Raw genomic sequence first — 25897 nt, forward strand, 5'->3', positions numbered from 1 at the left:
GACGATAAGCGACGCTTATGATGCGAGGGTGGCGCGCCTCTCCGGGATCGACCTCGATCGGCTGCGGTCGTTCCATGTGCTGGCCGCCGAGCTGCACTTCACCCGGGCCGCGGCCCGCCTGCACCTCACCCAGCCGGCGCTCAGTCAGCAGATCCGGGCGCTCGAACGGCAACTCGGCGCACCCCTGCTCGAGCGGCACGCCCGAGGCTGCACCCTCACCGCGGTCGGCGCGCTGGTCGCGGCCGAGACCGCGCGACTGCTCGCCGAGGCCGACGCGGCGGCCGCCCGGATCGCCGCCGCGGCCCAGGGGCAACTGCGGCTGGCCTACACCCGGTCGGCCCGGGGCGGCCGGGTGGACGCGCTGGTGTCGGCCTTCCGGGAGGCGTACCCGGCAATCGCGGTCGTTCCGTCGACCGGGTGGACCGCACCGAACGTGGCCGGTCTGCTCGGTGGTCTGCTCGACGCGGCCTTCGTCCGGCCGCCGATCGACGAGCCGTCGCTGACCTGCGTCGTCGTCGATCGGGAGGAGCTGCTCCTCGCCGTACCGGTCGATCATCAACTCGCCGGCCGTCGCCGGATCCCCCGCCCGGCCGTCGCCGGGCTTCCCGCCGTGATGTGGCCGCGGGAGAACGGGCCCGGGATGTTCGACCGCACGATCTCGCAGGTGTGGCCGGCCGGTGGCTTCCACCTGGTGCGGCACGAGCCCGACGACGAACAACTGCTGCGGGCCGTGTCCGAGGGTTCGCTGATCGCCCCGGTTCCCGCCGGGCGGGCCCGCGCGCTGAAGGTCCCGGGTGTCCGCCTGCGCCGTTTCACCGATCCGGTTCCCACGGTCGACGTCGCGCTCGCCTTTCCCACCGGCACCACCAACCCGGCCGTTCCCAGGTTGATCGCGCTTCTCGAACAGCAACTCAGCGGCACCCGCACGGAACGGCCCGGATCCTCAACCTTGTCGGTGCTGGACCGATGACTTCCGGCGTAACGAATCTCTCGGGGGAGCCGCCAGATGGAACGTTTGACCATTCTCACCGCCTACGTCCGCGCCGCGCTGCAGAACGACGAGGGTGCGACCGCCGTGGAATACGGCCTGCTCGTCACGTTCATCGCCATTGTGATCATCGTCGGGGTCAGTGCCTTCGGCACCCACCTCAGCGACGTCTTCACGAACCTGACCGGCAAGTTCTGACCCGGCGCCGCTACGGTCGCAGCTCGGACGTGAGCGAAACCCGCAGGTGGGCGTCGACCCAGGCAGTCACCGCCTCGTCGCCGGGGTCGGGCCCGAGCAGCCCGGCCAAGGTCCGCACCGCTTCGGCTGCACGATGCAGGCCGGTGCGGGCCAGCTGCTCGGCGGCCTTGGTCAACCGGCCCGCCATCGTCGGCGGCGTGTGCGCCAGCCCGCGATGGGCGAGCTCGGACAGCAGCGACAACGTCTCGTCCAGCGCCTGACCGAGCGGATCGGGGCCGGCGCCGGCCGGCGTCGCCGGGTCTACGCCGCCGCCGGCCGCCGCCAGATCCGGCACCACCACGCCGGCGTCCACCGCGAAGCCGATCGGGTCGATGAGCACACCGCCGCCGGCCCGCCGGACGCTGCCCGCGACGTACCGCACCTCCCCGCTCAGCGCCTCGGCCACCGCGTCGAGCCGCCCCGGCGCGCACGCCGCGTGGGTGGCGGTGATCGTCGCCGTGCTGCCGTCCGGCCCGGCGATCACCGCGTCGAGCCGCTGCGCCCCCGGCGCATAGCCGATCGACAGCACCTCCGCCACCGGCACCACCCGCACCAGCTCCGCCTCCACCCGCGCCCGGATCGGGCGCGGCGGCAACGCCGCCAACTCGGTGGCGAGCCGGCCGAGATCCGCCACGATCAGCGAGCGCGCCAGCTCATCCCAGGAACCCCGGGTCGCCATCGCCTCGGTCCGGCTCAGCCGCCGCGCCCCGAGCCGAACGGTGCGGCTCGCGCTGCGCGACGCCGACTCGGTCACCACCGCCCCCGACGCGAGCGCGCGGAGAGTCACCCCGGCGACGCGACGTTCGCCGAGACGTGGTCCGGCTTCCTCCGTCGTGTACGCCCGCCGCAGCACCAGCACGGTCGCACTGTCCGCATGCGCGAGGAAGACGTCGACCACCCGCTCCTCCCCGACCGCGGAGACCCGGGCCCCGAGCCCGTCGAGCCGGGCCCGCCGGAGCGGAGTCTCGGACGCCTCGTCGGTACCGAGAACCCGCGAGACCAGACTGCTCCCGCCGGCCCGCACCGCCCGATGCCGAGCGAACAGCTCCGCCACCTGATCGGCAAGCGCCTCCGGCCGATAGCGGGCACTACGCTCCCGATAGGCGTCGAGCTGCCCGACAAGATCCGCCACAGCGAGCAGCGGCCACCGGAACCGCGCGCTCTCCAGCCCCCGCTCGACCACCGCCACCTCGGCCCCGAGCCCGTCGCCCAGGTGGATGGCCCCCTCCGTCAGCACGAGCCCGGCGAGCGCGACCGCCCGATCGAGCCCGGCCCCCGACGTGCCCGACTCGCCCCCGCCGACCTGCACCTGGACGTCGGCCCCGCGCGGGGCTTGCGCGTCAGCGGCCCGAAAGGCCCAGACCGCAAGGGCGATGACGTCATCCCGTACGCCGGCGACCGCGTCGGTCCGGGCGAACCCGAGGTCTCCGGGGACCAGGAACCGGACCGTCGCGGTGGGCAGTTCCACTGTCGGAACCGGGTCTCCCGGCCGCTCCCGATGCACCCGAGCGACAAACCCGGTCCGGGCCACCCGACGCGCGGCGGCGAGGGCCCGCTCCCCGATCCGGGCCACCAGCTGCTCGTCGGTGAAGTCCCCGGGCGACCACCCCGGAGCCGGTTCGTCGTGGCTCGGCACCTCGGTCGATCCGGACGAGTCCTCATTCGTCGGGCCGACCGGATCGGTAGCCGTGCTCGCCGTGGGAGCCGGGCCGGTGGGGGACTGCTGGTAGGCCAGCACCAGCGCGACCACGTGGCGGCAGACGCCGGGAGCGCCGCAGCTGCACGTGCCGGCCGCCAACCCACCGCCCGGCAGGGACGTGGTGGTGCCGTCGGGGGTGGTGGCGTGGACGGTGCCGTCGGGGTCCTCGGTCAGGGTCGGTGGCTCCCGGTCCAACTCCTTGAGCGCGCGCTTCACCAGGCCGCGGTTGGTCAGTTCGGCAAGCGTGTCGGGGGTCAGCGCGAGCAGGTCGGGTCTCATCGGGTCACCTGCTCGGCCACGAACTCGGCGAGCTGCCCCGGTGTCATCGCGCCGACCGCGGCGCCCACGTCGGCGAGGCGCTGGCCCATCTCGCGGTCGTAGACCGGATTGGCCTGCTCGTCCAGGGCGGCCAGGCACAGGACCTTCGAACCCTGCTCGACCAGTTCGCGGACCGAGCGGACCAGGCCGGTCTCGGCGCCGCCCTCGTAGAAGTCGCTGATCAGGGCGACGATGGTGCGGCGGGGCTGCTCGATCAGGCCGGCGGCATAGCGTACCGCCCGGTTGATGTCGGTGCCCCCGCCCAGCTGGACCTTCATCAGCAACTCGACCGGGTCGTCGACGTCCTGGGTCAGGTCGACCACGTCGGTGTCGAAGGCGACCAGGTGGGTTCGCACCCCGGGCAGGCCCCACAGGCAGGCGGCGGTCACCGCCGAGTGGACGACCGAGTCGACCATCGAGCCGGACTGGTCGACGAGCAGGATCAGCTGCCACTGCTCGACGTGTTTGCGGCTCCGGGAGAAGAAGTGTGCCGTCTCGATGTAGAGCCGCTGCTCGTCCGGGCGGTAGTGGCCCAGGTTCCCGCGCAGCGTGCGCTTCACATCGAAGTCGCGCGCCTGCTTCCACCGACTCGGCCGGCGCGCGCGGGTGCCGGTGAACGCGGCCCGCACCTCGGTTGCCATCTTCGCCATCAGGTCGCGGACCACGGCCTCCACGATCCGCCGGGCCAGCCGCAGAACCTCCGGGTTCATCAGGTGCTTGGTCTGGAGTACGGCCCGCAGCAGCCCAGGATTGGGTTCGACGGTCCGGAGTACCTCGGGGTCGGTGACGAGGTCGGTGATCTCGTAGCGTTCGATGGCGTCGCGCTGCAACCGCTCGACTGTCTCCTTCGGGAAGAGCTGGTTGATGTCGTTGAGCCAGTCCACGGTGGTCAGCGAGGACGGCCCGTCCCCGCCGTGCCGCCCGCCGCCGCGCCGCACGTCACGCCGGTCGTTGTCGCCGTCCCGGCCGTAGAGCCAGTCGAGGGCCGCGTCCCGCCGCGCCCCCTCGCCGCTGAGCTCACCCGCCGCGGACGCCGGCTCGCCGAGCACGAGCCGCCACCGTTCCAGATCCGCAGAGGTCACGACGCCAGCCCTTCCCGCCGCAGCACGGCGTCCACCAGATCGTCGAGGGCCATCCCGGCCGCGACCACCGCCGGGTCGAGCCCGCCGCGCAGCAGCCGCCGCCCGCTCCCGCCGAGCCCCCGCCGCGCGAGCAGCCGCTCCGCGATGGTCTCCCGCTCGCGGGGCGGGAAGTACTCGAATGCCTGCCGCAGCGCGGGCAGTGCGACCAGGAAGTCGTCCGCCGACAGCCCCGACATCAGCTCGTCGAGCAACGCCACCACCTCGGGATGCTCCAGCACCTCCTCCCGGGCCAGCGCGAACAGCCCGGCCAGCCAGTCCCCGGCCGACCGCGGCACGAACGCCCCCCGAACCGCCCGAACCGGATCAAGCACCCCGGCCGCGCGGCCGGCGCCCGGCACGGTGGGGGCATCAAGCGCGGCAAAAGCATCCACTGTGGAGGGTAGATCGGGCGCGGCGGGGGTGTCCCGCGCGGCGGGAGTGTCCCGCGCGGCGGGGGTGGAAGGCACGGCGGACGTCTGCGGTGCGGAGAGCAAGTCCGATGTGGTGGGCGGGGCCGGCGGGGTGGGCGTCGGCGGTGGGGACAGGGACCAGCGGAAGCCGAAGGCGGCGCCGCGCAGGTCCGGGGGCACGTCGGGGTCGGTGGCCAGGCGGGCGGCCACCTCGAGGGCGGCGTCGCGGTTGAGGGTCAGCTGCTGTTCGGCGTGGTGCAGGGCGTCGCGGGTGGCGGCGAGAGCGGCGATGCGGCCCGGATCGGCGGGGGCGTCGCCGCCGCGGATCCCTTCGGCCAGCCAGAGGATCCGGCGGACGGCGGCGGCGATCACCGCGCCCAGGGTGGCGCTGCGGGCGGTACCGAACAGGTGGCCGTACCGCCACATGGTCAGGACGATCGCCAGGGTGCGGCCGAGCGGGCCGAGGTCGGGGGCGGAGCCGACGGACGACTCGATGTCGGTGAGGGTGCGCTGGGAGATGTCGGTGAGGTCGGCCAGGGCGGCGTCGAACAGCACCGTGGCCAGCGCGTCCACGTCGCGTCCGGCCTGGGCGGCGCGGTCGGCGAGGGCCGCGGCGGCGGCGTCGGCCAGCGTGGCGCCGTAGGCCCCGGCCTCGATCACCGCGCTGAGGCGGTCGGTCGAGGGGCGCAGGGTCCAGTGTTCGCGCAGCACCGGCTCGAGACCCGTGGCGGGGCCGGAATCGCGCCGGAAACCGGGCACGCCGAGCACCCGCACCCGATGCAGCACGCGACTGCGCACCCGGTCCTCGGCCCGGGTCAGGTCGAGGTCGAGGTCGGCGGTGCCGTCGAGGCCGGAGCGTTCCAGCTCGCTGTCGAGGTCGTGCACGAGGGGCGGCGCCGGCGTGGTGGGGTGCAGGCGCCCGACGCGCGTGCCGCTGAGCGCGGCGACCATCTCGACCACGACGGGGTGGCTGCCGGCTCCGAGCATCCCCCGCGAGGACCACGGCAGGGGTACGTCGAGAGCCTCGTTGACCAGCGCCGAAGCGAGTCCGTCGAGCACGTCCGTGCGTCCGGGCGACGGATGGCCGCGCACGATGGCGAGCCCCTGCGCGGTGGCGTGCGCCGCGATGAGGTGGGCGGTGGACACCGGCTGCTTGCGTCGGCGCAGGCGGGTGGCGACGGCTTCGACCAGGTGCCGAGCGGCGCCTTGCCGGCCCGACTCCCAGAGTTCCTGGTAGTAGCCGGGCGACGGCATGCCCGACTGGTAGCCGTCGAACGCGTCGAGTCGCCGGAACGAATAGGGCACCAGGAAGCTTCCGCCGATCGCCCCGTCGGGCATGTGGGGCACCGCCGGCCAGTCGTCGCCGGGGACCGTGCCGGCGGTGTGGGCGGCCACCAGGGCCGGGCGGTGGAAGCCACCGGTGACCACGACGACGGGGGCGTCCCCGGCGGCGGCCGCGGCGGCGGCCACCCAGGTGGACATGTAGGACTCCCGGGCGCTGTCGGAGTCGCCCGGGTCGGCGTCGCCCCGGACCAGGTCGAAATAGGTGTCGAGGCGGGTGGCCAGGCCGTCGGTGGAGGCGTTCTCGAAGAGGTGGTCCCACAGCACGTCGACGTTGTCGACCTCGAACGACCGGCACAGGCGGGTCATCACGTCGGCGTAGCGCAGTTCGGCGTCGGCGTACCGGTTGGCCAGACCGGCGAACGCGGGATGCCAGGCGGGCAGGTCGATGAAGCGCGGCACCGCCCCCACCGCCCGCGCGTGGGTCAGGGCCGTCCACTCGGGGGAGTAGTCGCACATCGGCGCCCACGACGCGTGCCGGCGCTCGGCGTCCCGGTAGCTGCTGAAGATCGCGATCGGGAGGCGGTGGCCCAGGGTGAGCTCGTCGAGGCGCGGGTTGAAGTCGGCCGGCCCCTCGATGAGCACGTACGCCGGGCGTAACTCGTCGATGGTCTCCGCCACCAGCCGTGCGCAGGCGGGACTGTGGTGGCGAACGCCGATGAACGTGACCGGCATGACTCAGCCCGGGAGCAAGTGCCGGGCCCGGTGCAGGGCCTTCCACTGATCGCCGTCGCGCCAGCTGACCTGTTGGGCAAGGTAGCGGCGCAGCTTGGCGAGGTCTTCCGCGTTGTCCTTCGCGGCGGTGCCGGCCAGGCAGGCGACCACGTCCTCGGCGCTGCCCGCCTCGCCGCGCAGGAACCAGCCGCGCAGCCCGACGGCGTGCGCCACCGACACCGCCTCGGCGGTGCTCATCACGGCCGACAGCCGGTCCATCGAGTCGCCCCGCGCGGTCTCGCCGGTGCGCAGCTCACGGAATGTCGTGACGAGGACCTCCAGCACGTCGCGCCGGGGCTCGGCGGTGACCCCGGAGCGGCGCAGCAGCTTGGCCGCCTCGTCGGCGACCAGGGACAGCTCGGTGCGGAAGTCGGCGATCGGGAAGACCGTCTCGAAGTTGAACCGGCGCTTGAGGGCCGAGCTCATGTCGTTGACCCCGCGGTCGCGGGTGTTCGCGGTGCCGATGACGTTGAAGCCGTCGCGGGCGAACACCATCGACTCCGGGCCGGTCAGCTCGGGGATGGCCAGGACCCGGTCGGAGAGCGGGGAGAGCAGGCAGTCCTGCACCTCCAGGGGGCAGCGGGTGATCTCCTCGAAGCGGACGGTGCGGCCCTCGCGCATGCCGCGCAGCAGCGGGGCGGGCACGAGCGAGCGCATCGACGGCCCCTCGGCGACGAGCAGGGCGTAGTTCCACGAGTAGCGGATCTGGTCCTCGGTGGTGGCCGCGCCGCCCTGGATGGTCAGTGTGGAATCGCCGCTGACCGCCGCCGCCAGCAGCTCGGACAGCAGGGACTTGGCCGTGCCGGGCTCGCCGACGAGCATGAGTCCGCGGCTGGTGGCCAGTGTGATCAGCGCCCGGTCGATGAGCGACGGGTCGCCGACGAACTTGCGGCTCACGCCGAGCGCCGGATCACCGACCACGAACCGGCGGGCCGCCTGCACGCTCAGGTGCCACCCCGGCGGCCGGGCCGCCCGGTCGGCCTCGCGCAGCCGGGCCAGCTCGCCGGCGAAGCGGACCTCCGCCGGTGGGCGTTGCACGGCGTCGGCCGGCTCGTTCACTTCAACGATCATGATCAGTTCCTCAGGCCGTGATGTCGGTCAGGTCGCGGATGATCTCGGAGGCCGCCACCGGGTCGAGCTCGCCGAGCGGGATGTGCCCCTGAGTGCCGCGCGACCAGCTGCTGTACGCGGTGCCGTCGTGCACGTAGATGCCGGTCAGCTTCTGCTCGGCGAACTCGGTGGGCATGCCGACGACGATGCCGGGGTCGAGTTCGATCGCCACTTCCAGGCTCGGGGACAGTTTCAGCTCCATCGCGGCCTGGATGCCGGCGTCCTGCGGCTCCTCCCGCCGCCAGCCGCGCCGCTCCAGCCCCAGCACCTTGGTGGTCGGCAGCGTGATGCCCTCGAACCTGGCGAAACGGGTGTCCGCCGCCTCCGCCGCGGTCAGCGCGAACGTCTCGCGGCCCAGCTGCGGGAACGGCTGCAGGATCTCGTAGTCGGCGAACAGCTCCGCCCAGCCGGCCAGCTCGTCGGCGAGGTGCAGCGGGTGGGCGACACCGACGATCGCGTCGGCGGCGATCGTGGTCTCGTCGTCGTCGACAGTGGAGAACGAGCGGTCCTCGGCGACCCGGATCGCCTCGGTCATCTGGCCGGACTCGTCGTAGAGACCCCAGACCAGCCGCCGGACGATGTGCCACAGCAGCGGGTGACCGACGAACAGTTGGCGGAACTCGGCACCGGACCAGCGGCGGCCGGTGACCATGGCCCGCTCCAGCCGGCGGATCTGGTCGGCGGCGATCGTCCGCACGTCCTTCTTCAGACCCGCGAACTGCTTGTAGGCGGCGTCACCCCGGGTGGCGTCGTCGCGAGCGCCCGGCTTGGGCAGGGCCTTGAGGTGCTTGCCGGCGGCATCGGTCACGTATGGCCGGAGCTGCTCGTCGAAGCCGACGACGAACTGGCGCGGGCCGTAGTCGAGCCGCATGCTGCCGTCGGCGTCGAGCCCGAGGTCGGGCACCAGGCGGTCGGCCAGCTGGTCGGCGCTGAGCCCGAGACCGGCCGCGACCTCGTCCATCTTCTGGTTGGCGGCTGCCTTGAGCCCCTTGAACTTGGCCCGCTGAGCGATGCCGTGCAGATGCATCAGGGCGACGTCGGAGCCGATCGCGGCGAGCACGCCGACACCCGTGACCGCCTTGGCGTGCCCGCCCTCGCCCGGCCAGGCCAGGATCAGCGGGGTGAGCCGGCGAACCGTCTCGTCGTCGCCGATCAGCCCGAGCGCGTCGAGCGCCCAGTTCTCCTTGGCGTTCGCGCCGGCGGACTGCCAGCGCTGGAACACCGTCCACGCGAACTCGGCGAGGCTCGACGGGTCGCAGGCGGCCTTGACGATCTCGACCCCGGCGTAGGGTTCGTCGACCCGGGACAGGGCCAGGACGGTGATCAGGTTGGTGACGGCGTCGGCGGGCAGGGCGCCCGCGTCGCCCAGCAGCCGCACCGGGGGCAGCAGGCCGGGCACCGCCCACGCCGGGACCGGTGGCACCCTGGCCGGCAGCACGTCGAGCGGGTCGGTCGTCAGCAGGGTCTCGATGGCGGCGGCCGGGGCCGGGCCGTAGGCGGCGGCGGCGGCCCGGACCGTCTCGGTGTGGCCGTTGGCGTGCAGCAGGAGCAGGGCCCGTTCGGCGGCTCGGCGGGGCGCGCCGGACCTGTCGAGCGCGGGCGGGACCAGCGCCCGCGCGGCCTCGGCGGCGTGCCGGAGCAGCCAGGTCGTCGCGATGCGGCGCACGCTCTTGAGCCGGGCGAACCAGTCGGCCATCCGCACCGCGATCACCGGTGCCGAGAACGGCAGGAGCACCTGGGCGACGTCGGTGGTGCGCTCGGCCAGGTCGAGCACGGCCGGCAGCGCGTCCAGCTCGAACCGGGCCGCGATCGACCGCATCCAGTTGCCGGAGTCCCAGGTCTCGCGGGGCCGCCAGTGCGTCACAGCCGGCCGGGCGATCAACTCCGGGGCTTCGTTGAAGAAGCGGACCGGTTCGTACCACGAGGTGCGGCCAAGGACGATGCGCTTCGCGACCGACGCCCAGTCATCGGTGTTGCCGCCGGCGCGATGCGAGTCGTGGCTCTGCGACCAGGTGTCGCGCTCGCCCGGCAGCCACTCGACGGTCGCCCGGTCGTCGCACCTCAACCCACTGATGACGACCGGCTTGGCCGTCCGCTTGCGGTTCTGCCAGGGCGGGTCGGCGAGCAGCGCGGGCACGGCCGCGGCGTCGGCGACGACCACCGAGGCGGCGGCCCCCGCGATCGCGTCGACCCGGGCCGCCGCCGCCGGACTCAGGGCGGGGCGCACCGCCTCGATCAGGTCGGTGTGGGCGAGCACGTGGGCGCGCAGCAGATCGGCTACCGCTCGTTTGTCGGCTGCCCCGGCGAGCAGCCGCAGGCCCCGCCGCGGGAACCGGTCGACCGCCTCCAGCAGGGCCGGAACCACGTATTTGGCGTCGACGCGCTCGATCAGACCGGTCATCACCTCGTCGCCCGGCAGCGCGGCCAGCACGGCGAGGAGGCGGCGCCGGGCGTCGGCGCCGGAATCGGCGTCGAACCAGTGGAACAGGGCGGGCGCGCAGGCCGGGCCGACGCCCTCGGCGAGGGTCACCGGCGGGGCCATCGTCGAGACGGCCGACCACGGGCCGACCACGTCGGCGAGGGCGTCGGCCTGCCGCGCGGTGCCGGCCGAGTGGATCAGGGCGAAGCTGAGGTAGTGGTCGCCGGCCGTGACCGCGGCCTCGACGTCCTGCTCGACCCACTCGGCCTGGTCGGGCGCGAGCAGCGAGGTGCCGACCCGGCTGTAGAGGTGACCGGCGCGGAAACCGGCGAGCAGGGCGAGGGCCGACGCGTAGTCGGCCTCGGGGGCGCCGGCGAGGGCCTCCCGGACTCGCAGGGCGACGGTCATCTGCACGTCCTGCCGCCAGTTCTGCCGGTCCTCGCCGGGCCGGAGGGCACGGATCGCGAAGTTCGACCGGCTGCCGGAGCCGCCGCTCGCTTCACCGATGCGCAGGCCCATGGCGATGGCGGCGGCCTCCACCGCGAACAGCAGGCCACGCTCGGCGATCCACACGTCGGCGAAGGCGGCCGCCCGGCCCTCCTCACCCCACCGGCCCAGCGAGGCCGTGATCGCCACCGCGGCGGCACCCGCCGCGGACCCATGGGGATCGCCGTCGAGCCAGGCCAGGCCGGCTGTGCGCAGGTCGGGGTCGGTGCCGTCGGCCTCGAGAAGCCGGCGCGCCTGGTGCGGGACCCGGGCGATCTCCTCGTCGACGGTCCGGCGGGCCTTGGCGTCGGGGGTGAAGGGCCCGAGGCCGGCGCTGGTGCGGCGGGCGTGCCGATGCCGGTACCAACTCGCGGGCACCGCGAAGGTGTCCTCGTCAGCCGAAGCCGAAGCCGAAGCCGAAGCCGAAGCCGGGGCAGCCGAAGCCGGGGTCGGCGGGGCAGCCGGGGCCGGGGAAGGAGTGGCCGGGGCCGAAGCCGCGGCAACCGGGGTGGGTGTCGCGGAAGCCGGCGTGGGCGACGGAGCGGGCACGGCCATCGCCGCGGTCGGGTCGCTGACCTCCGCGTACCCCTTCTTGGTCTTCTCGGTGATGAGCTTGAGCTCGTGTGCGGCCGCGAGTGAGTCGTCGGTGAAGGTCTTGCTCTTGGTCTGGCCGGTGGTGCCGACGCGGCCCCACCGGACCGTGACCTCGGCGCCGTCGCGCCGGATCGCCCAGAACTTGGCCGACGTGCCCTCAACGAACTCGAAGCTCCGCATGGCCCGGAAGGTTAGCCCGGCCCTACGACAAAAATCTGGAAACCCAAGTTGCATGCAATCAGCCGGGGATCTTGCGGAAACCCAGGGTCTGAGGCCAGGATTGCATGCAATCGGCGCTAGGAGGCCCGGGTGCGACAGGCGGCGGAACAGGCAGCTCAGTCCCTGCGGGAGGAAATCCTCTCGGGGGCGATCGCGTCCGGCACGCGTCTCGGCGAGGCCGAGCTGGCCGGTCGTCTGCGGGTGAGCCGCACGCCGATCCGGGAGGCACTGTCGCGGCTCGCCGCCGAGGGTCTCGTCGAGTTGCAGCCGAATCGCGGCGCGCGGGTGGCGTCGTGGAGCGAGGACCAGCTCCGGGAGATCTTCGAGCTCCGGTTGCGGCTGGAGCCCTATGCGGTCCGGCAGGCGGTGCCTCGCCTCGGCGAGGATCAGCTGGCCGAGCTGGACGGGCTCGCCCAGCGGATGCTGCGGGACGGCGGCCAGGACCTCGCCGGTCTGGTCGACGCCAACCGGCGCTTCCACGGGATGTTCATCGAGGCGGCGGGGTCGCCGCCGCTCGCGGGCGCGCTGAAGGCGGTCACCCACGCGGCCGTGGTGCATCAGAACTTCGCCGACTACACGCCCGATGCGATGCGCCGGAGCCTGCATCACCACGTGGAGATGGTGGCGGCGGCGCGGGCGGGTGACGGCGACTGGGCGGAAGCGGTCATGCGCGCCCACCTCTACAACGCGCGGGCCACGATGATCGGGAGAAGCGGATGACGTTGCCACTGGACGACCTGCGGGTGGTCGAGTTCGGCCAGTTGCTTGCCGGGCCGTTCTGCGGGCAGCTCCTCGGCGACTTCGGCGCCGAAGTGATCAAGGTGGAGGACCCGGGCCGCGGCGACCCGATGCGCGAGTGGGGCCGGGAGAAGCCGCACGGCAAGTCGCTGTGGTGGCCGGTGGTCGCGCGCAACAAGAAGTCGGTGACGTGTGACCTGCGGCAACCCCAGGGGCAGGCACTCGTCCGCGAGTTGATCGACAAGGCCGACATCGTGGTCGAGAACTTCCGGCCCGGCACCCTCGAGCGCTGGGGCATGGCGCCGTCGGTGCTGTGGGAGACCAACCCCGGCCTGATCGTCACCCGGGTGACCGGATACGGCCAGACCGGCCCCTACGCGAGCCGGGCCGGCTTCGGCTCGATAGGCGAGGCGATGGGCGGGATCCGCTACGTCATGGGGGATCCGGATCGGGCGCCGGTGCGGGCCGGCATCTCGCTGGGCGACTCCCTCGCCGCCACCTACGCCACCATCGGGACGCTTGTCGCGGTGCACAACCGCACCCGGACCGGCCGCGGCCAGGTCGTCGACTCGGCGATCTACGAGGCCGTGCTGGCCATGATGGAATCGCTGCTTCCGGAGTGGGCGGTGGCCGGTTACCAGCGGGAACGCACCGGGGCGGTGCTCCCGAACGTCTCGCCGAGCAATGTCTATCCGACCGGTGACGGCGATCTGATCCTGATCGCGGCCAACCAGGACAGCGTTTTCGGCCGGCTCGCGAACGTGATGGGGGCCGCCCATCTCGCGCAGGATCCCCGCTATGCCACTCACTCCGCTCGCGGCACGGCCATGGCCGAACTCGATGTCCTGATCGCGGAATGGACCTCGACCAGGAACGCCGACGAGCTCCTGACCGAACTGCACGGTGGTGGTGTGCCGGCCGGGCGCATCTTCCGCGCCAAGGACATGTTCGCCGACCCGCACTTCCAGGCGCGGGAGGCGATCGTCAACGTGCCGCACCCCGATTTCGGGGAGATCCCGATGCAGAACGCGACGCCCCGACTGTCCGAGACACCGGGTGCGGTGCGGACGGCCGGGCCGAGCCTGGGTGAGCACAACGACGAGATCTACGGCGGCCTTCTCGGCCTGAACGAAACGGAGCGCGCGCTTTTGCGCCAGACCGGAATCATCTAAGGAGTGTTATGTCCTATCGACTCGGCGTGGATGTGGGCGGCACGTTTACCGACGTGCTGCTGATCGACGAGGAAACCGGTTCGACGTGGCGGGCGAAGACCGCCTCGACGCCGAGCGATCAGTCCGTGGGCGTGCTGCACGGGATCGACAAGGTGTGCGCCGAGGCCGGGATCGACCGGTCGGCGGTCGCCCACGTGCTGCACGGGACCACGGTCGCCACGAACGCGATCCTCGAAGGAAAAGGCGCCACCGTCGGTCTGGTGACGACCGCCGGATTCCGCCAGGTGCTGCAGATCGCCCGGTCGTTCGTCCCGGGCGGCCTGGCCGGTTGGATCATCTGGCCCAAACCGGAACCGCTCGCCGCGTTGGAGAACACGGTCGAGGTCCCGGAACGCATCGCCAGCGACGGTTCCCTGATCCAGGAACTGGACGAGGAGGCGGCCCGGGTCGCCCTGCGAAAACTCCGGGCCAACGGGGTGGAGGCTCTCGCCATCTCGCTGATCAACGCCTTCGCCGACGACGTGCACGAACGGCGGCTGCTCGAGCTCGCCGGCGAGGAACTGCCGGGCATCGAGGTGTCGCTCTCCTCGGTCGTGCTGCCCGAGATGCGGGAGTACGAACGGGCGCTGACCACCGTCGCCAACGGTTACGTCCAGCCGCAGGTCGCCCGCTACGTCGCCAATCTGAGCGCCAAGCTGACCGCCGAGGGGGTGCCGGCCGAACTGTCCATCCTGCGCAGCGACGGCGGTCTCTCGTCGGCCGACGCGGCGATCAAGTCCCCGGTCACGATGCTTCTCTCCGGCCCGGCCGGCGGTGTCGCCGGCGCGGTCTGGGTCGCTGAGCAGTCCGGCCACACCGAGCTGCTCACCTTCGACATGGGCGGCACCTCCACCGACGTCGCGCTGGTGCAGGGCGCGCAGGCACGCATCGGCCGGGAGACCAAGGTGGGTGACCTCACGGTCCGGGCCTCGGCGGTGGACGTACGCACGGTGGGTGCCGGCGGCGGCTCGATCGCCCACGTCCCGGAGTTGACCCGGGCGTTGCGGGTCGGTCCCCAGTCGGCGGGGGCGGAACCGGGCCCGGCCGCGTACGGCAAGGGGGGCACCGCACCGACCGTGACCGACGCCAACGTGGTGCTCGGCTATCTCCCGGCGGCCCTGGCCGGCGGCGAGATCGACCTCGACCGGGCGGCCGCCCGCGCCGCCGTGCAGACGATCGCCGACGCGATGGGGCTGGAAAGCGCCGAGCAGGCGGCGGCCGGGATCATCGACATCGTCAACGAGAACATGCTCGGCGGTCTGCGGCTGGTGAGCGTGCAGCAGGGGTTCGACCCGCGCGAGTTCGCCCTGGTCGCGTTTGGTGGGGCGGGGCCGTTGCACGCCAATGCGCTCGGCCGGCTGACCGGGGCCTGGCCGGTGATCGTGCCGCCGTCACCCGGTGTGCTCTGCGCCCTCGGTGACGCGACCACGTCGGCTCGCGACGAGTCCGCCCGGACCGTCCTGCGCAAGCTCGACGATCTGTCCGCCGCCGAGTTCGCCGGAATCTTCGAGGAGTTGGCGACGGCCGCCGCCGATCGGTTGGCGGCCCAGGGCGTCACCCCGCAGGAGATCACCTATTCCGCCGACCTCCGGTTCGTCGGGCAGGGCAACGAGTTGCCGGTGACGTTCGAGCCGGCCGACGGCCCCGGCGGGCTCGCCGCCAAGTTCGACGGCGAGCACGAGCGGCTCTTCTCCTTCACCCTTGCGGTCGATCACGAGCTGGTGAACGCGCGAGCCACGGTCACCGGCCCCCGGCCGCGCGTCTCGCCGACGAACCTCGAGAAGGGCGACGCCGACGCGTCCGCGGCGCGCACCGGCGAGACCCCGATCTACGTCGACGGGGGCTTCGTCGACGCGGCCCTCTACGACCGGCTCAAGCTCAAGGCGGGCAACGTCATCACCGGCCCCGCCATCGTGACCGAAATGGACTCGACCACCCTCATCCTCCCCGGCCACGCCGCCACCGCCGACGCGAGCGGCAGCCTCCTCATCCGTCCCTCGAAGGAGGCCTGATGGCCCGCCTAGTGGAAACCAACACCGCGCCGCTGAACCCGGTCGAGGTCGACCCGGTCACCCTCGACCTGGTCGAGAACGGCCTGCGCAACGCCCGTTACGAGATGGACGAGGTCCTCTTCCGCACGGCCCTGAGTCCCGGCATCCGCGAGCAGCACGACGAGTTCCCGCTCATCGCCGACCCGAGCGGGAAGATGGTGGTGGGCCAGTTCGGGTTGTCGATCCCCGACTTCCTCGCCGGTTTCGACGGCGACATCGGCGAGGGCGACGTCCTGCTGACCTCCGACCCCTACTCCTGCGGCGCCGCCATCAGTCACGCCAACGACTGGCTCGTGGTCATCCCGATCTTCACCGGCGGCCGGGTGGTGGGCTGGGCGTCGATGTTCGGCCACATGTCCGACGTCGGCGGCAAGACGCCGTCGTCGATGCCCACCGACGCGAAGACGATCTACGAGGAGGGCGTGGTCATCCCGCCCTTCAAGCTGTACGCCGGGGGCAAGCTCAACGACGACGCCCTGCGCATCATCCTGAACCAGGTTCGCGTGCCCGACTGGAACCGGGCCGACCTGAACGGCCTGGTCGCGGCGTGTCGCACGGCGGCGAGACGGGTCACCGAGATGTGTGCCCGGTTCGGTGTCGAGCGGTATCTCTCGGCGCTGGACGCCCTGCTGCAGCGCAATTACGACGCGATGAAGACGCTCCTGCACGTCGTCTTCGAGGAGGGCCGCACCCTCTCGTTCACCGACTACATCTGTGACGACGGGGTCGGTTACGGCCCGTACGAGCTGAAGCTGTCCTTGACCCGCACCGGTGACCGCGTGCACCTGGACTTCACAGGTTCGTCCCCGCAGGCGATCGGGCCGGTGAACTACTACCTGAACGAGAACCTGGCCCGGATGTTCTTCGGCATCTACATGATCACCGTGGCCGACCCGCAGATCCTGTGGAACGACGGCTTCTATCCGCTGGTCGACGTGACGATCCCGGACGGGTCCTACTGGAAGCCCAAGCACCCGGCCGCGCTCAACGCCCGCAACCACGGCATCGGGCGGGTGTTCGACCTGTTCGGCGGGCTGCTCGGGCAGACCGACCCGGCGCTGCTCAACGCGGCCGGCTTCTCGTCCTCGCCGCACTTCATGTATTCCGGCAACTACTCCGGCGGCGACCGCAAGGGCGAATGGTTCCAGCTCTACTCGATCGGGTTCGGCGGCATCCCCGGCCGGCCGCTCGGCGACGGCCCCGACGGCCACTCGCTGTGGCCGAGCTTCGTCAACATTCCGTGCGAGTTCCTCGAGTCCTACTACCCGCTGCGCATCGAGAAGTGGGAGACGGTCGCCGACACCGGCGGGGCCGGCCTGCACCGCGGCGGCAACGGTGTGGACGTCGCCTACCGCTTCCTCGAGCCGGGCACCATCGCGATCCACGACGACCGCTGGCTCACCTATCCGTGGGGGGTCAACGGCGGCGCACCGGGCGCGCGGGGACGGAAGTGGATCGATCGGGCGTCCGGCGACCGCGAGGTGCTGCCCAGCAAGTGTCACGACGTGCCGGTCGGCCCCGGCGACGTGCTGCACTTCGTCACCTGGGGCGGCGGCGGGTGGGGCGACCCCCTCGAGCGAGACCCGGCGCTGGTCGCCAAGGAGGTCCGGCGCGGGCTGGTCACCGCCTCCGGCGCACTCGCGTACGGGGTGCAGGTCTCCGAGGCGGGCGAGCTCGACCCGGCCGGCACGTCGGCGTTGCGGGCTCGGATGCGGACCGACCGGCCGGCCGAGCTACCGGTCTTCGACATGGGCCCGGGGCTGGACGAGATCCTGGCCCGGTGCGAGGAGGAAACCGGGCTGCCGGCGCCCGTACGTCCCGTCTGGACCTGATCCTCGGTCTGCTCGGCGGGGTCCCGCGGTCGCGGGGCCCCGCCTTCTTGCTGTCGGGACCGCTGCTGCGGCGGCCGGCTCGGGGCGGCATAGTGAGTGCGGTGGGGGACGTCGTCGCGCTCACGAGGCGAGGCGAGCCGCCTACTCGGATGCTGAGCAAACCGCTCAAAATCTGAACAAACCGGAGGTATGACAATGGCGTTCTACCGACAAGTCGGCAGCGTTCCCGCCAAGCGGCATACGCAGCATCGGCGGCCCGACGGCGGGCTCTACGCGGAGGAACTGGTCGGTGAGGAAGGGTTCTCGTCGGACTCCTCCCTCGTCTATCACCGCGGGCTGCCCTCGGCCCTCGTCGACGCGCGCCCCTGGGAACTGCCGGATCAGGCGATCACGGCGAACGCGCCGCTGATCCCGCGCCACCTCAAGCTCCACGACCTGTTCGGGGGACAGGAGTGGAAGGCGGTGGACGCGGTCACCGGGCGGCGTCTGGTCCTGGGCAACGCGGATGTGCGGATCTCGTACGCGGTCTGCGGGTTGCCCTCGCCGCTCTATCGCAACGCCGTCGGCGACGAGTGCGTGTTCGTGGAGCGCGGCCGGGCGACCGTCGAGACGACCTTCGGAGCGCTCGACGTCGGCGCGGGGGACTACGTGATCATTCCGCGCACGACGACGCATCGGTGGGTGCCGATCGGCGACGAGCCGCTGCGGGTCTACGCCATCGAGGCCAACTCGCACATCGCGCCGCCCAAGCGCTACCTCTCCCGCTACGGCCAGTTCCTGGAGCACAGCCCCTACTGCGAACGTGACCTGCGGGCGCCGGCCGAACCGATGAGTGCCGAGGGCACCGACGTCGAGATCTTCGTGAAGCATCGGGGCGACGGGCCGGGTGGGCTCGCCGGCACGGTCCACGTCGTGCCCGAGCACCCGTTCGACGTGGTCGGCTGGGACGGCTGCCTCTATCCGTACGCGTTCAACCTGCGCGACTTCGAGCCGATCACCGGCCGCGTCCACCAGCCGCCGCCGGTCCACCAGGTCTTCGAGGGCACCAACTTCGTCATCTGCAACTTCCTGCCCCGCAAGGTCGACTACCACCCGCTCGCCATCCCGGTGCCCTATTACCACTCGAACGTCGACTCCGACGAGGTGATGTTCTACGTGGACGGCGACTACGAGGCACGCAAGGGTTCCGGCATCGGCAAGGGCTCGATCTCGCTGCACCCGGGCGGTCATTCGCACGGCCCGCAGCCGGGCGCGGTCGAGCGTTCGCTGGGCGCCGAATTCTTCGACGAGACCGCGGTCATGGTCGACACGTTCCGTCCGCTGGGCCTCGGCGAGGCCGGTACGGCGTCGGACGACGGTCGGTACGCCTGGTCGTGGTCGGGCCGGGGACCGTCGTGATCTTCGACGGACTGTTCGACGACGCGGCCCTGTTCCCGCCGGGCGACGCGCCGATGGAGGTGGCGGTCCCGGCTCATCGGTCGCTGCGCGCCCGCTTCGCGGACCTGGTCGGACCCTTCGTCGTCGCGGCGGCGCGGCTCGACGAACTGATGCCGTACGCCGACGAGGCGGCCCCGATCGACGTGTCGCTGATCGCCGCCGCCGCCGACCTGACCACGCTCGACCGGCCCGGCGTGCGCGTGCGAGCGGTGGAGATCCCGGCCGTGCGCACCGCCCCGGACGCCCGTGACGTGCTGAAGATCCTCGACGACGTCCTGCCCCCGGAGGTGCCGGCCTACGTCGAGTTGTCGTGGGACGCCCTGCACGTGGTCGACGTCCTGGCCGGCACCCGTTACCGGGCCAAGCTGCGGACGGGCGGGCTGCGCGCCGACCTCTTCCCGGCGCCGGCCGCGCTCGCCGACGCGATGGCGGCCTGTGCCGCCCGCGGCATCGCGTTCAAGTGCACGGCCGGCCTGCACCAGGCGATCCGGCACACCGACCCGGCCACCGGCTTCGAGCACCACGGCTTCCTGAACGTGCTGCTGGCCGCCGCCGCGCTCAGTGCCGACGGCTCGGCCCTGATCGCCGAGGGTCATCTGGAAGCCGACTACGCGCCGGGCGTCGCGGCCGGCATCCGGGCCCTGACCCCGGAGCGGGCCGCCCTGGCCCGCGACCTGTTCATCTCGTTCGGCACGTGCAGCGTGCAGGAGCCGATCGACGACCTGACGACCTTGGGACTGCTGTGAGCTGGCTCGAACTGCCCGCCGGAACCGGCTTCGGCCTCGCCAACCTGCCCTACGGGATCTTCACGAGCGGCCCGGACGACAGGCGTACGGGGGTGGCGGTCGGCGATCGGGTGCTCGATCTGGCCGCCGTCACCGGTGATCCGGTGCATGCCACCGGCAGTCTGAACGCGTTCATGGCGCAGGGGCCCGCGGCGTGGTCGCGGCTGCGGCGGCGCCTCGTCGACTTGCTCACCGACGAGTCGCACCGGTCTGCCGTCGAACCGCACCTGCACCCGGCCGCCGCGGTGACGATGCACCTGCCGGTGGAGGTCGCCGACTACGTCGACTTCTACAGTTCGCGGCACCACGCCGAGAACCTCGGCCGGATGTTCCGGCCCGGCACGCCGCCGCTGACCCCCAACTGGACCCATCTGCCGATCGGCTATCACGGCCGGGCCGGCACCGTGCAGGTGTCGGGCACCCCGGTCGTCCGCCCGAACGGCCAGCGCAAGTCCCCCGACGCCGCACCGTCGCTCGGTCCGTCGCGCCGCCTCGACATCGAGGCCGAGGTGGGGTTCGTCGTCGGGGTGCCGACCGCGCTCGGCGAGTCCGTCGCGCTGGGCGAGTTCGACCAGCATGTCTTCGGGGTGTGCCTGGTCAACGACTGGTCGGCGCGGGATCTGCAGGCGTGGGAGTACGTCCCGCTCGGCCCGTTCCTGGGCAAGTCGTTCCTCACCTCGATGTCGCCCTGGATCGTTCCCGTCGAGGCGCTGGCGGCGGCCCGGGTCGCACCCCCGGCGCGCGCCGAGCCGCTGCTGCCCTACCTGGACGACACCGAGCATCCGTGGGGCCTCGACCTGGCCCTCGAGGTGCGACTGAACGGCGAGCTGATCAGCTCGCCGCCGTTCGCGGAGATGTACTGGACACCCGCCCAGCAACTCGCCCACCTGACCGTCAACGGCGCCTCGCTGCGAACCGGTGACCTGTTCGCCTCGGGCACCGTTTCCGGCCCGGCCCGTGACCAGCGCGGATCGTTGATCGAGCTGTCCTGGGGCGGCGCCGAACCGCTCACCCTGGCCGGCGGCGGCACGCGCACCTTCCTCGAGGACGGCGACGAGGTGACGATCACCGCCACCGCCCCGGCCGCCGACGGCAGCCGCCTCAGTTTCGGCGCCGTCACCGGCCGGATCGCGCCGGCCGGCACCCCGGTGGGCGGTCTCGGCGGGTCGTAAATCAGCGGCATCCCACCGGACGAAAGGGATAAGTTTCCGGGATGTCGGACGAGCTGCTCCCGGAAACCCGGCGCGCGCTGCGCCATCGCCTTGCCACCGCCCAGGTCGAGGCCCGCGCCCCGTCGATCGTCGCCGCCGTCGTGCGCGACGGGGCCCGGGTGTGGGCGGAGAGCTGGGGGAGTGACACCGGCACCGACGTGCAGTACCGGGTCGGCTCGATCAGCAAGACCTTCACGACCGTGCTGGTGCTGCGGCTGCGCGACGAGGGCCTGATCTCGCTCACCGACCCGCTCGGTGCGCACCTGCCCGGCAGCCCGGCCGGCGACGCGCTCATCCGGGACCTGCTCGCGCACACCGCCGGGCTGACCTCCGAGACACCCGGCCCCTGGTGGGAGCGCACGGCCGGGGAGCACCGCCGGGCGCTGACCGACGTGCTCGCCGAGCAGCACCGGGTGCACCCGGCCGGCGACCGGTTCCACTACTCCAACCCCGGGTTCGCGCTGCTCGGCGCGCTCGTGGCGAAGCTGCGCGGGCAGGAGTGGGGCACCGTGCTGCGCAACGAGATCCTCGAGCCGCTCGGCCTGCGCCGCACCACCCTGCTGCCGGTCGCGCCGCACGCCGCCGGCTGGGCCGTCCACCCGCACGCCGACGTGCTGCTGCCGGAACCGCTCACCGACACCGGCCTGATGGCCCCGGCCGGGCAGATCTGGTCGACCATCGAGGACCTGTCGCGCTACGCCGCGTTCCTGCTGCACGGCGACGACCGGGTGCTCAGCGCCGGCTCGGTCGGCGAGATGCGCCGGCCGGCGAGCGCGCCCGCGGTCGGCCGCTGGAACTGGTCCTACGGCCTCGGCATGGAGCTGTTCCAGCGCGACGAACGCCTGCTGTCCGGCCATACCGGCTCGATGCCCGGCTTCGTCGCCACGCTGTGGACCAGCCCCGACGACGACCTCGCCGCGGTGGCCCTGGCCAACAGCACGACCGGTGCGCCCCTGCCGCTGGTCGCCGCCGAGATGCTGGACCTGGTCGCCGACCGGGAGCCGCGCATCCCGGCACCGTGGACCCCGCTGCCGTCGGTCGACGAGTCGCTGCTGGCCCTGGCCGGCCACTGGTATTGGGGTCCGGCCGAGCACGTGCTCAAACCGCTCGCCGACGGCTGGCTCGAGCTGACCGTGCCACCGGCGGTCCGCGGCGTCCGGTTGCGACCCACCGGCGCCGGCGAATGGATCGGCACGAGCGACTACTACGACGGCGAACGGCTGCGCCTCGGCCGCGCCGCCGACGGCACCATCACCCACTTCGACCTGGGCAGCTTCGTCTTCACCCGCAGTCCCTACGACGCCGCCGCCCCGATCCCCGGCGGTGTCGACAGGGACGGCTGGCAAACCTTCAAATCCTGATGTCGTAACTCGGTGGGGGTGACGGACCGTCGCTCCCGCCGAGGCCGGGCCGGGGCCCGGCTTCGCCGGCCCGGGCCCTTCATTCCGCGTGCGTGGCCGGAAACGTAACCTGGGCGGATGCATCGGAGCCGGTTTTCCACACTGCTCATCGACGTCCCCACCGACGAGGCGGCGCGGGCGTCGGCCTTCTGGTCGGCGGCCCTCGGCGTGCCCGCCGAACCGGAGAAGGGCGAGGAGCAGTTCACCTCCCTGCCCGGCATCCTCGACGGCCTGACCGTGGCGGTGCAGGCGGTCGACGACACCGCCCGCTACCACTTGGACATCGAGACCGACGACGTCGAGGCCGAGACCGAGCGCCTGCTGTCCCTGGGCGCCGTCGAGGTCAACCGCTGGCTGGAGTGCCGGATCCTGCGCGTCCCGGGCGGCCACCTCGTCTGCGTGATCCCGCGGCACAGCGACCCCGAAGTCTTCGCCCGCAACGCCAAGACCTGGCCGTGACGCCTGTCCGGGGCACCCGGCCCAGGCCGCTCACCGCCCCGACGCGCAGAGGCCGACCGTGATCGGGCCGCTTCAGAACGCCTGACCCGATCAGTCGAATCGATGTTGATCAGCGTGGCGAAGTGCGGATCGTCGTGAGCAAGGCCTGAGTCGTTGATGACAGCTTGTGGAAGCTCATCGAGCCGGTGCTGCCGCCGTGGCCGGCGAAGGCTCCGGTCCCCGACAACTGGCCGGAACAGCGATCGTGTCAGGGGCTTTCGAGGGTCTGCTTCAGTTCGACCATGCCGCGCTCGGTGCGGGCCCGGACGGCGGGGGCCAGGTCGTGCGGGAGAACGTCGGTCAGCCAGATGAGGCGAGCCCCGGCACCCTCGTCGCGCACCTCGAACGACGCGTGATGGTAGGTGAGAGATAGTTTCTGGCCCGCTTGTACGGCGTACGCCAAGCGCCGCAGTTGATCGTCGACGGAGATGATCAGCTCCCTGATCTCGGAACCGTCGGGCATCGTCAGGATGCGGATGTCGCCCTCGAGCCGGGCGTCGCGGACCCGGCCGGGCAGCAGGCGCCGGTGGACGGCGGCGATGTCGGCGACGGCCGCCCAGACCTCGCCGGCCGGGCGGTCGATGAAGGTTTCTACACGGATGGTGGCCACCCACCGATCATCTCAACCCTTGGTGGCCGCCCGCGCCCAGGCCACCAGCATCGGCTGCCCGAGCAGGCGGAGCGCCCGTTTCCCGTCGGTGTCCAGGCCGAAGCCGTCCTTGCGCTCGATGAACTGGGCGACGTTGCCGGGGAAGACGCCGACGAAGAACCCGGCCACGGCGGTGCCGAGCAGCCGGCGGGCGGGCTGGCGCCAGGTCGTCAACAGCGCCGTGCCCAGCGCCAGTTCGACGAAGCCCGACACCACGACGACGCGATCGGGATCGACCGGGAACCAGGACGGTACCTGGGCCTGGAACTCTTCCCGCTTGCTTGTCAGATGCCCGGCGCCGGCGGTCAGCAGGATGCCGCCGAGGGCAGCCTGGCCCAGCGCGCGCGCCACGGAGGATGCGTTCATCCCCTGATGATCTCCCATTTCGTCGCGACGAATCATTCCGCGATCGAAATACGCGTCGTGCTCGTCACATCAGCCAGGCAATCCGTGGTGCGTCCGCGCGCCGGGCGGGCCGTGTCAGGAGCGGGCGAGCACGACCACCGCCGTCTCGCGGCCGCGGCGGGCGGCGAACGCGTCGAGGTCGCCGTAGCCGGTGCAGTCGTGCAGGGCGGCCCACAGCCGCTCGCGGTCGGCGCCGGTCGCCTCGGTTGCGGTCACCGGGTGGGAGCCGGTCCTGAGGTCGACGGTGCCGTGCGGATCTGCCCGGAGATTGAGCCACCAGGCCGGATCTTCCTTCGCCCAGCCGTTCATGGCGAGGGTGACGTAGTTGTCGCCGTCTTGGATGTAGCCGAGGACCACGCCTCGGGGAGTGCCGGTGCGGCGGCCGATCGTGGTGAGGCGAAGCATGCCGAACTTGCCGCCCGGCGTGGGGGTGGACAGGCCGACGCGGTCGGCGGAGACGCGGAGCAGGGTGCGGTGGGCGCGCCAGGCGCCGCGGATGAACCATCTCGGGGGCAGCTGGGGCATGGCTTCCTCCGGCCGGAAACCTACGCTGTAGGTCTACGCCGTAGGTTAGGCCCTACGGTGTAGGGGAGCAAGTAGGATTCCGCCGTGGCCCGACGCTCTCCCTCAGCCGGCATCCCGGCCCGCGCCAATTCGCGGCTGAGCCGGGCCGGCATCGTGGCCGCCGCCGTCGAGCTCGCCGACCGTGAGGGCCTGGCCGGCTTCAGCATGCGCAAGCTGGCCCAGGCGCTGGAGGTCGACGCGATGTCGATCTATTACCACGTGCACGACAAGGGCACGCTTCTTGCGTGCATGGCCGACGCCGTCACCGCCGAGATCGTCGCGGCGCCGTCGGCCGGGCCGTGGACCGCTCGGCTACGCGCGCTGATCATGGCGGCGCGCGAGGTGATGCTGCGGCATCCGTGGGCGGTGCGGGTGATCGAGGGCGGGGACACCCCGACACCGGCCGTCCTGATGCACATCGAGCGAGTGCTGGCCATCATGCGGGCCGGCGACTGCCCGGTCGATCTCGGCCACCACGCCATCCACCTGCTGGGCAGCCGGATCCTCGGGTTCAGCCAGGATCTTTTCGCGGACAAGCCGGGTGCCGCCCCGCCGCCCCCGGGCGCCTTCGACGCCCTGCCGCACGTCGGCGAGCTTGCCGCCGAGGCCTCGCACAGCGGCACCCTCGGCGGCTGCGACGACGACGTCGAGTTCGCCTTCGCGCTGGATCTGATCCTCGACGGACTCGAACGCCGGCGGACTTCCCAGTAGTAGCGGACGCTGATCGTCCGGAACCGCTCGTAGCATGATCGGCATGGCTATCGCGCGCTCCCCGAGTTTCGTCCTCGACTGCCCCGACCCGTCGGTGCTGGCCCATTTCTACGGCGAGCTGCTGGGCTGGAAGGTCGAGCCCGGCGACGACTGGGCCGACATCAAGGACGGCCAGCAGTGCATCTCGTTCCAGCAGGTGGCCGACTTCCGGGCGCCGGAGTGGCCGGGCCAGGAACACCCGCAGCAGGTGCACCTGGACGTGATCGTCGACGACCTCGACACCGGGGAGCGGGCGGTGCTCGGGCTGGGCGCGACGAAACACGCGCACCAGCCCGACACCTCGTTCCGCGTCTTCCTCGACCCGGCCGGTCACCCGTTCTGTCTCTGCGTGGACTGAGGTCTCTGCCTGGACCGAGGTCTCGGCGTGGACCGGGGTCTCGGCGTGGACCGAGCTACTTCTTCTCGCAGGCCACGCCGTCCTTGTCCCGGTCGAGGCGGGTGTTCTTGAGGTAGGCCGCCCGGTAGACCAGGAACGTGGTCACCGGTTTGCCGGTGGCGGTCTTGTCGACGGCCCCCTCCTTGGCCACGCCGTGCTTGTAGACGGCGTTCAGCGTGGCGCAGTTGGGATAGCTGATCGGCTCGGGCGGGGCCGCCTGCGCGGGCGCGGCGATCCCGATCGCGGTTGTCGTCGCCACGGCGATCTGAACAATCTTGCTGGTCATGCTCACACGATGACCCGCGACGCCGCG

22 protein-coding genes are annotated in these 25897 nt (G+C 72.2%); 13 read left to right on the forward strand and 9 right to left on the reverse strand.

The annotated features are described in order from the left end of the window. Window positions 1–28: 28 nt before the first annotated feature. Both Afe05nite_RS13820 and Afe05nite_RS13825 read left to right on the forward strand, forming a co-directional pair. Window positions 29–970: a LysR family transcriptional regulator gene (locus Afe05nite_RS13820; protein ID WP_239117800.1), complete on the forward strand. Its 942-nt coding sequence runs from the start codon at window positions 29–31 to the stop codon at window positions 968–970. 36 nt (window positions 971–1006) lie between these two features. Beyond that, the gene (locus tag Afe05nite_RS13825) at window positions 1007–1186 is read left to right on the forward strand and encodes a Flp family type IVb pilin (RefSeq protein ID WP_203817470.1); all 180 of its coding nucleotides are present in this window, start codon (window positions 1007–1009) and stop codon (window positions 1184–1186) included. A gap of 10 nt (window positions 1187–1196) precedes the next feature. Here Afe05nite_RS13825 and Afe05nite_RS13830 read toward each other — a convergent pair whose 3' ends face one another. Genes Afe05nite_RS13830 through Afe05nite_RS13850 form a run of 5 tightly spaced genes read right to left on the reverse strand, consistent with a single transcriptional unit; the run spans window position 1197 to window position 11617 of the window. Beyond that, window positions 1197–3203 (reverse strand): YehQ family protein, encoded by a 2007-nt coding sequence (locus Afe05nite_RS13830; protein ID WP_203817471.1) that lies wholly within the window; start codon window positions 3201–3203, stop codon window positions 1197–1199. After that, the gene (locus Afe05nite_RS13835) at window positions 3200–4324 is read right to left on the reverse strand and encodes a VWA domain-containing protein (protein WP_203817472.1); all 1125 of its coding nucleotides are present in this window, start codon (window positions 4322–4324) and stop codon (window positions 3200–3202) included. Before Afe05nite_RS13835 ends, Afe05nite_RS13830 begins: the two co-directional genes overlap by 4 nt. Continuing rightward, window positions 4321–6789, reverse strand: a complete 2469-nt coding sequence (locus Afe05nite_RS43735) for a DUF5682 family protein (protein WP_239117801.1) — start codon at window positions 6787–6789, stop codon at window positions 4321–4323. Before Afe05nite_RS43735 ends, Afe05nite_RS13835 begins: the two co-directional genes overlap by 4 nt. Window positions 6790–6792: 3 nt before the next feature. Then, window positions 6793–7899 (reverse strand): ATP-binding protein, encoded by a 1107-nt coding sequence (locus Afe05nite_RS13845; RefSeq protein WP_203817473.1) that lies wholly within the window; start codon window positions 7897–7899, stop codon window positions 6793–6795. Between the two features lie 10 nt (window positions 7900–7909). Next, window positions 7910–11617 carry a DUF4132 domain-containing protein gene (locus Afe05nite_RS13850; RefSeq protein ID WP_239117802.1) on the reverse strand — a complete coding sequence of 1236 codons (3708 nt, stop codon included), beginning with the start codon at window positions 11615–11617 and terminating at the stop codon, window positions 7910–7912. 129 nt (window positions 11618–11746) lie between these two features. On the opposite strand from Afe05nite_RS13850, the gene Afe05nite_RS13855 reads away from it, so the two are divergent. From Afe05nite_RS13855 to Afe05nite_RS13895, 9 genes are all read left to right on the forward strand, one after another. Further along, complete coding sequence (locus Afe05nite_RS13855; protein ID WP_203817475.1) at window positions 11747–12376, forward strand: GntR family transcriptional regulator; 630 nt, start codon at window positions 11747–11749, stop codon at window positions 12374–12376. Continuing rightward, window positions 12373–13566, forward strand: a complete 1194-nt coding sequence (locus Afe05nite_RS13860; RefSeq protein WP_203817476.1) for a CaiB/BaiF CoA transferase family protein — start codon at window positions 12373–12375, stop codon at window positions 13564–13566. The genes Afe05nite_RS13855 and Afe05nite_RS13860 overlap by 4 nt, the downstream gene beginning before the upstream one ends. Window positions 13567–13574: 8 nt before the next feature. Beyond that, window positions 13575–15617: a hydantoinase/oxoprolinase family protein gene (locus Afe05nite_RS13865; protein WP_239117803.1), complete on the forward strand. Its 2043-nt coding sequence runs from the start codon at window positions 13575–13577 to the stop codon at window positions 15615–15617. Further along, window positions 15617–17488: a hydantoinase B/oxoprolinase family protein gene (locus tag Afe05nite_RS13870; protein ID WP_203817477.1), complete on the forward strand. Its 1872-nt coding sequence runs from the start codon at window positions 15617–15619 to the stop codon at window positions 17486–17488. Before Afe05nite_RS13865 ends, Afe05nite_RS13870 begins: the two co-directional genes overlap by 1 nt. A 195-nt stretch (window positions 17489–17683) precedes the next feature. After that, the gene (locus Afe05nite_RS13875; RefSeq protein WP_203817478.1) at window positions 17684–18886 is read left to right on the forward strand and encodes a homogentisate 1,2-dioxygenase; all 1203 of its coding nucleotides are present in this window, start codon (window positions 17684–17686) and stop codon (window positions 18884–18886) included. Then, the gene (locus Afe05nite_RS13880; protein ID WP_203817479.1) at window positions 18883–19671 is read left to right on the forward strand and encodes a hypothetical protein; all 789 of its coding nucleotides are present in this window, start codon (window positions 18883–18885) and stop codon (window positions 19669–19671) included. Before Afe05nite_RS13875 ends, Afe05nite_RS13880 begins: the two co-directional genes overlap by 4 nt. After that, a complete protein-coding gene (gene fahA, locus Afe05nite_RS13885; protein ID WP_203817480.1) occupies window positions 19668–20882 on the forward strand; it encodes a fumarylacetoacetase in 1215 nt (404 codons plus the stop codon). Before Afe05nite_RS13880 ends, fahA begins: the two co-directional genes overlap by 4 nt. Before the next feature lie 41 nt (window positions 20883–20923). Further along, window positions 20924–22282, forward strand: a complete 1359-nt coding sequence (locus tag Afe05nite_RS13890) for a serine hydrolase domain-containing protein (protein WP_203817481.1) — start codon at window positions 20924–20926, stop codon at window positions 22280–22282. 117 nt (window positions 22283–22399) lie between these two features. After that, complete coding sequence (locus Afe05nite_RS13895) at window positions 22400–22780, forward strand: VOC family protein (RefSeq protein WP_203817482.1); 381 nt, start codon at window positions 22400–22402, stop codon at window positions 22778–22780. A 247-nt stretch (window positions 22781–23027) separates the two neighbouring features. Here Afe05nite_RS13895 and Afe05nite_RS13900 read toward each other — a convergent pair whose 3' ends face one another. The 3 genes from Afe05nite_RS13900 to Afe05nite_RS13910 form a co-directional block, all read right to left on the reverse strand. Next, entirely contained in the window at window positions 23028–23429 is a 402-nt protein-coding gene (locus Afe05nite_RS13900) for an SRPBCC family protein (RefSeq protein ID WP_203817483.1), read from the reverse strand. Between the two features lie 12 nt (window positions 23430–23441). Further along, on the reverse strand, window positions 23442–23834 hold the full coding sequence (locus Afe05nite_RS13905; RefSeq protein ID WP_203817484.1) for a DoxX family protein: 393 nt from the start codon (window positions 23832–23834) through the stop codon (window positions 23442–23444). Window positions 23835–23948: 114 nt separating this feature from the next. Beyond that, window positions 23949–24398, reverse strand: a complete 450-nt coding sequence (locus Afe05nite_RS13910; protein ID WP_203817485.1) for a nitroreductase/quinone reductase family protein — start codon at window positions 24396–24398, stop codon at window positions 23949–23951. An 84-nt stretch (window positions 24399–24482) separates the two neighbouring features. Between Afe05nite_RS13910 and Afe05nite_RS13915 the strand changes: the two genes are divergently transcribed. After that, window positions 24483–25148, forward strand: a complete 666-nt coding sequence (locus Afe05nite_RS13915; RefSeq protein WP_203817486.1) for a TetR/AcrR family transcriptional regulator — start codon at window positions 24483–24485, stop codon at window positions 25146–25148. A gap of 43 nt (window positions 25149–25191) precedes the next feature. After that, complete coding sequence (locus Afe05nite_RS13920) at window positions 25192–25545, forward strand: VOC family protein (RefSeq protein ID WP_203817487.1); 354 nt, start codon at window positions 25192–25194, stop codon at window positions 25543–25545. A 55-nt stretch (window positions 25546–25600) separates the two neighbouring features. Here Afe05nite_RS13920 and Afe05nite_RS13925 read toward each other — a convergent pair whose 3' ends face one another. Further along, complete coding sequence (locus Afe05nite_RS13925) at window positions 25601–25870, reverse strand: excalibur calcium-binding domain-containing protein (protein WP_203817488.1); 270 nt, start codon at window positions 25868–25870, stop codon at window positions 25601–25603. Between the last annotated feature and the right edge of the window lie 27 nt (window positions 25871–25897).

Source organism: Paractinoplanes ferrugineus, assembly GCF_016862195.1.
In the GTDB taxonomy this organism is placed as follows: Bacteria; Actinomycetota; Actinomycetes; order Mycobacteriales; family Micromonosporaceae; genus Actinoplanes; species Actinoplanes ferrugineus.

Excerpts from the sequence above, each read along its gene's own strand:
- Afe05nite_RS13825 (WP_203817470.1), top strand. The coding sequence starts at position 1,007 with ATGGAACGTTTGACCATTCTCACCGCCTACGTCCGCGCCGCGCTGCAG.
- Afe05nite_RS13830 (WP_203817471.1), bottom strand. The coding sequence starts at position 3,203 with ATGAGACCCGACCTGCTCGCGCTGACCCCCGACACGCTTGCCGAACTG.
- Afe05nite_RS43735 (WP_239117801.1), bottom strand. The coding sequence starts at position 6,789 with ATGCCGGTCACGTTCATCGGCGTTCGCCACCACAGTCCCGCCTGCGCA.
- Afe05nite_RS13845 (WP_203817473.1), bottom strand. The coding sequence starts at position 7,899 with ATGATCGTTGAAGTGAACGAGCCGGCCGACGCCGTGCAACGCCCACCG.
- Afe05nite_RS13850 (WP_239117802.1), bottom strand. The coding sequence starts at position 11,617 with ATGCGGAGCTTCGAGTTCGTTGAGGGCACGTCGGCCAAGTTCTGGGCG.
- Afe05nite_RS13860 (WP_203817476.1), top strand. The coding sequence starts at position 12,373 with ATGACGTTGCCACTGGACGACCTGCGGGTGGTCGAGTTCGGCCAGTTG.
- Afe05nite_RS13865 (WP_239117803.1), top strand. The coding sequence starts at position 13,575 with ATGTCCTATCGACTCGGCGTGGATGTGGGCGGCACGTTTACCGACGTG.
- Afe05nite_RS13870 (WP_203817477.1), top strand. The coding sequence starts at position 15,617 with ATGGCCCGCCTAGTGGAAACCAACACCGCGCCGCTGAACCCGGTCGAG.
- Afe05nite_RS13875 (WP_203817478.1), top strand. The coding sequence starts at position 17,684 with ATGGCGTTCTACCGACAAGTCGGCAGCGTTCCCGCCAAGCGGCATACG.
- Afe05nite_RS13890 (WP_203817481.1), top strand. The coding sequence starts at position 20,924 with ATGTCGGACGAGCTGCTCCCGGAAACCCGGCGCGCGCTGCGCCATCGC.
- Afe05nite_RS13895 (WP_203817482.1), top strand. The coding sequence starts at position 22,400 with ATGCATCGGAGCCGGTTTTCCACACTGCTCATCGACGTCCCCACCGAC.
- Afe05nite_RS13905 (WP_203817484.1), bottom strand. The coding sequence starts at position 23,834 with ATGAACGCATCCTCCGTGGCGCGCGCGCTGGGCCAGGCTGCCCTCGGC.
- Afe05nite_RS13910 (WP_203817485.1), bottom strand. The coding sequence starts at position 24,398 with ATGCCCCAGCTGCCCCCGAGATGGTTCATCCGCGGCGCCTGGCGCGCC.
- Afe05nite_RS13920 (WP_203817487.1), top strand. The coding sequence starts at position 25,192 with ATGGCTATCGCGCGCTCCCCGAGTTTCGTCCTCGACTGCCCCGACCCG.
- Afe05nite_RS13925 (WP_203817488.1), bottom strand. The coding sequence starts at position 25,870 with ATGACCAGCAAGATTGTTCAGATCGCCGTGGCGACGACAACCGCGATC.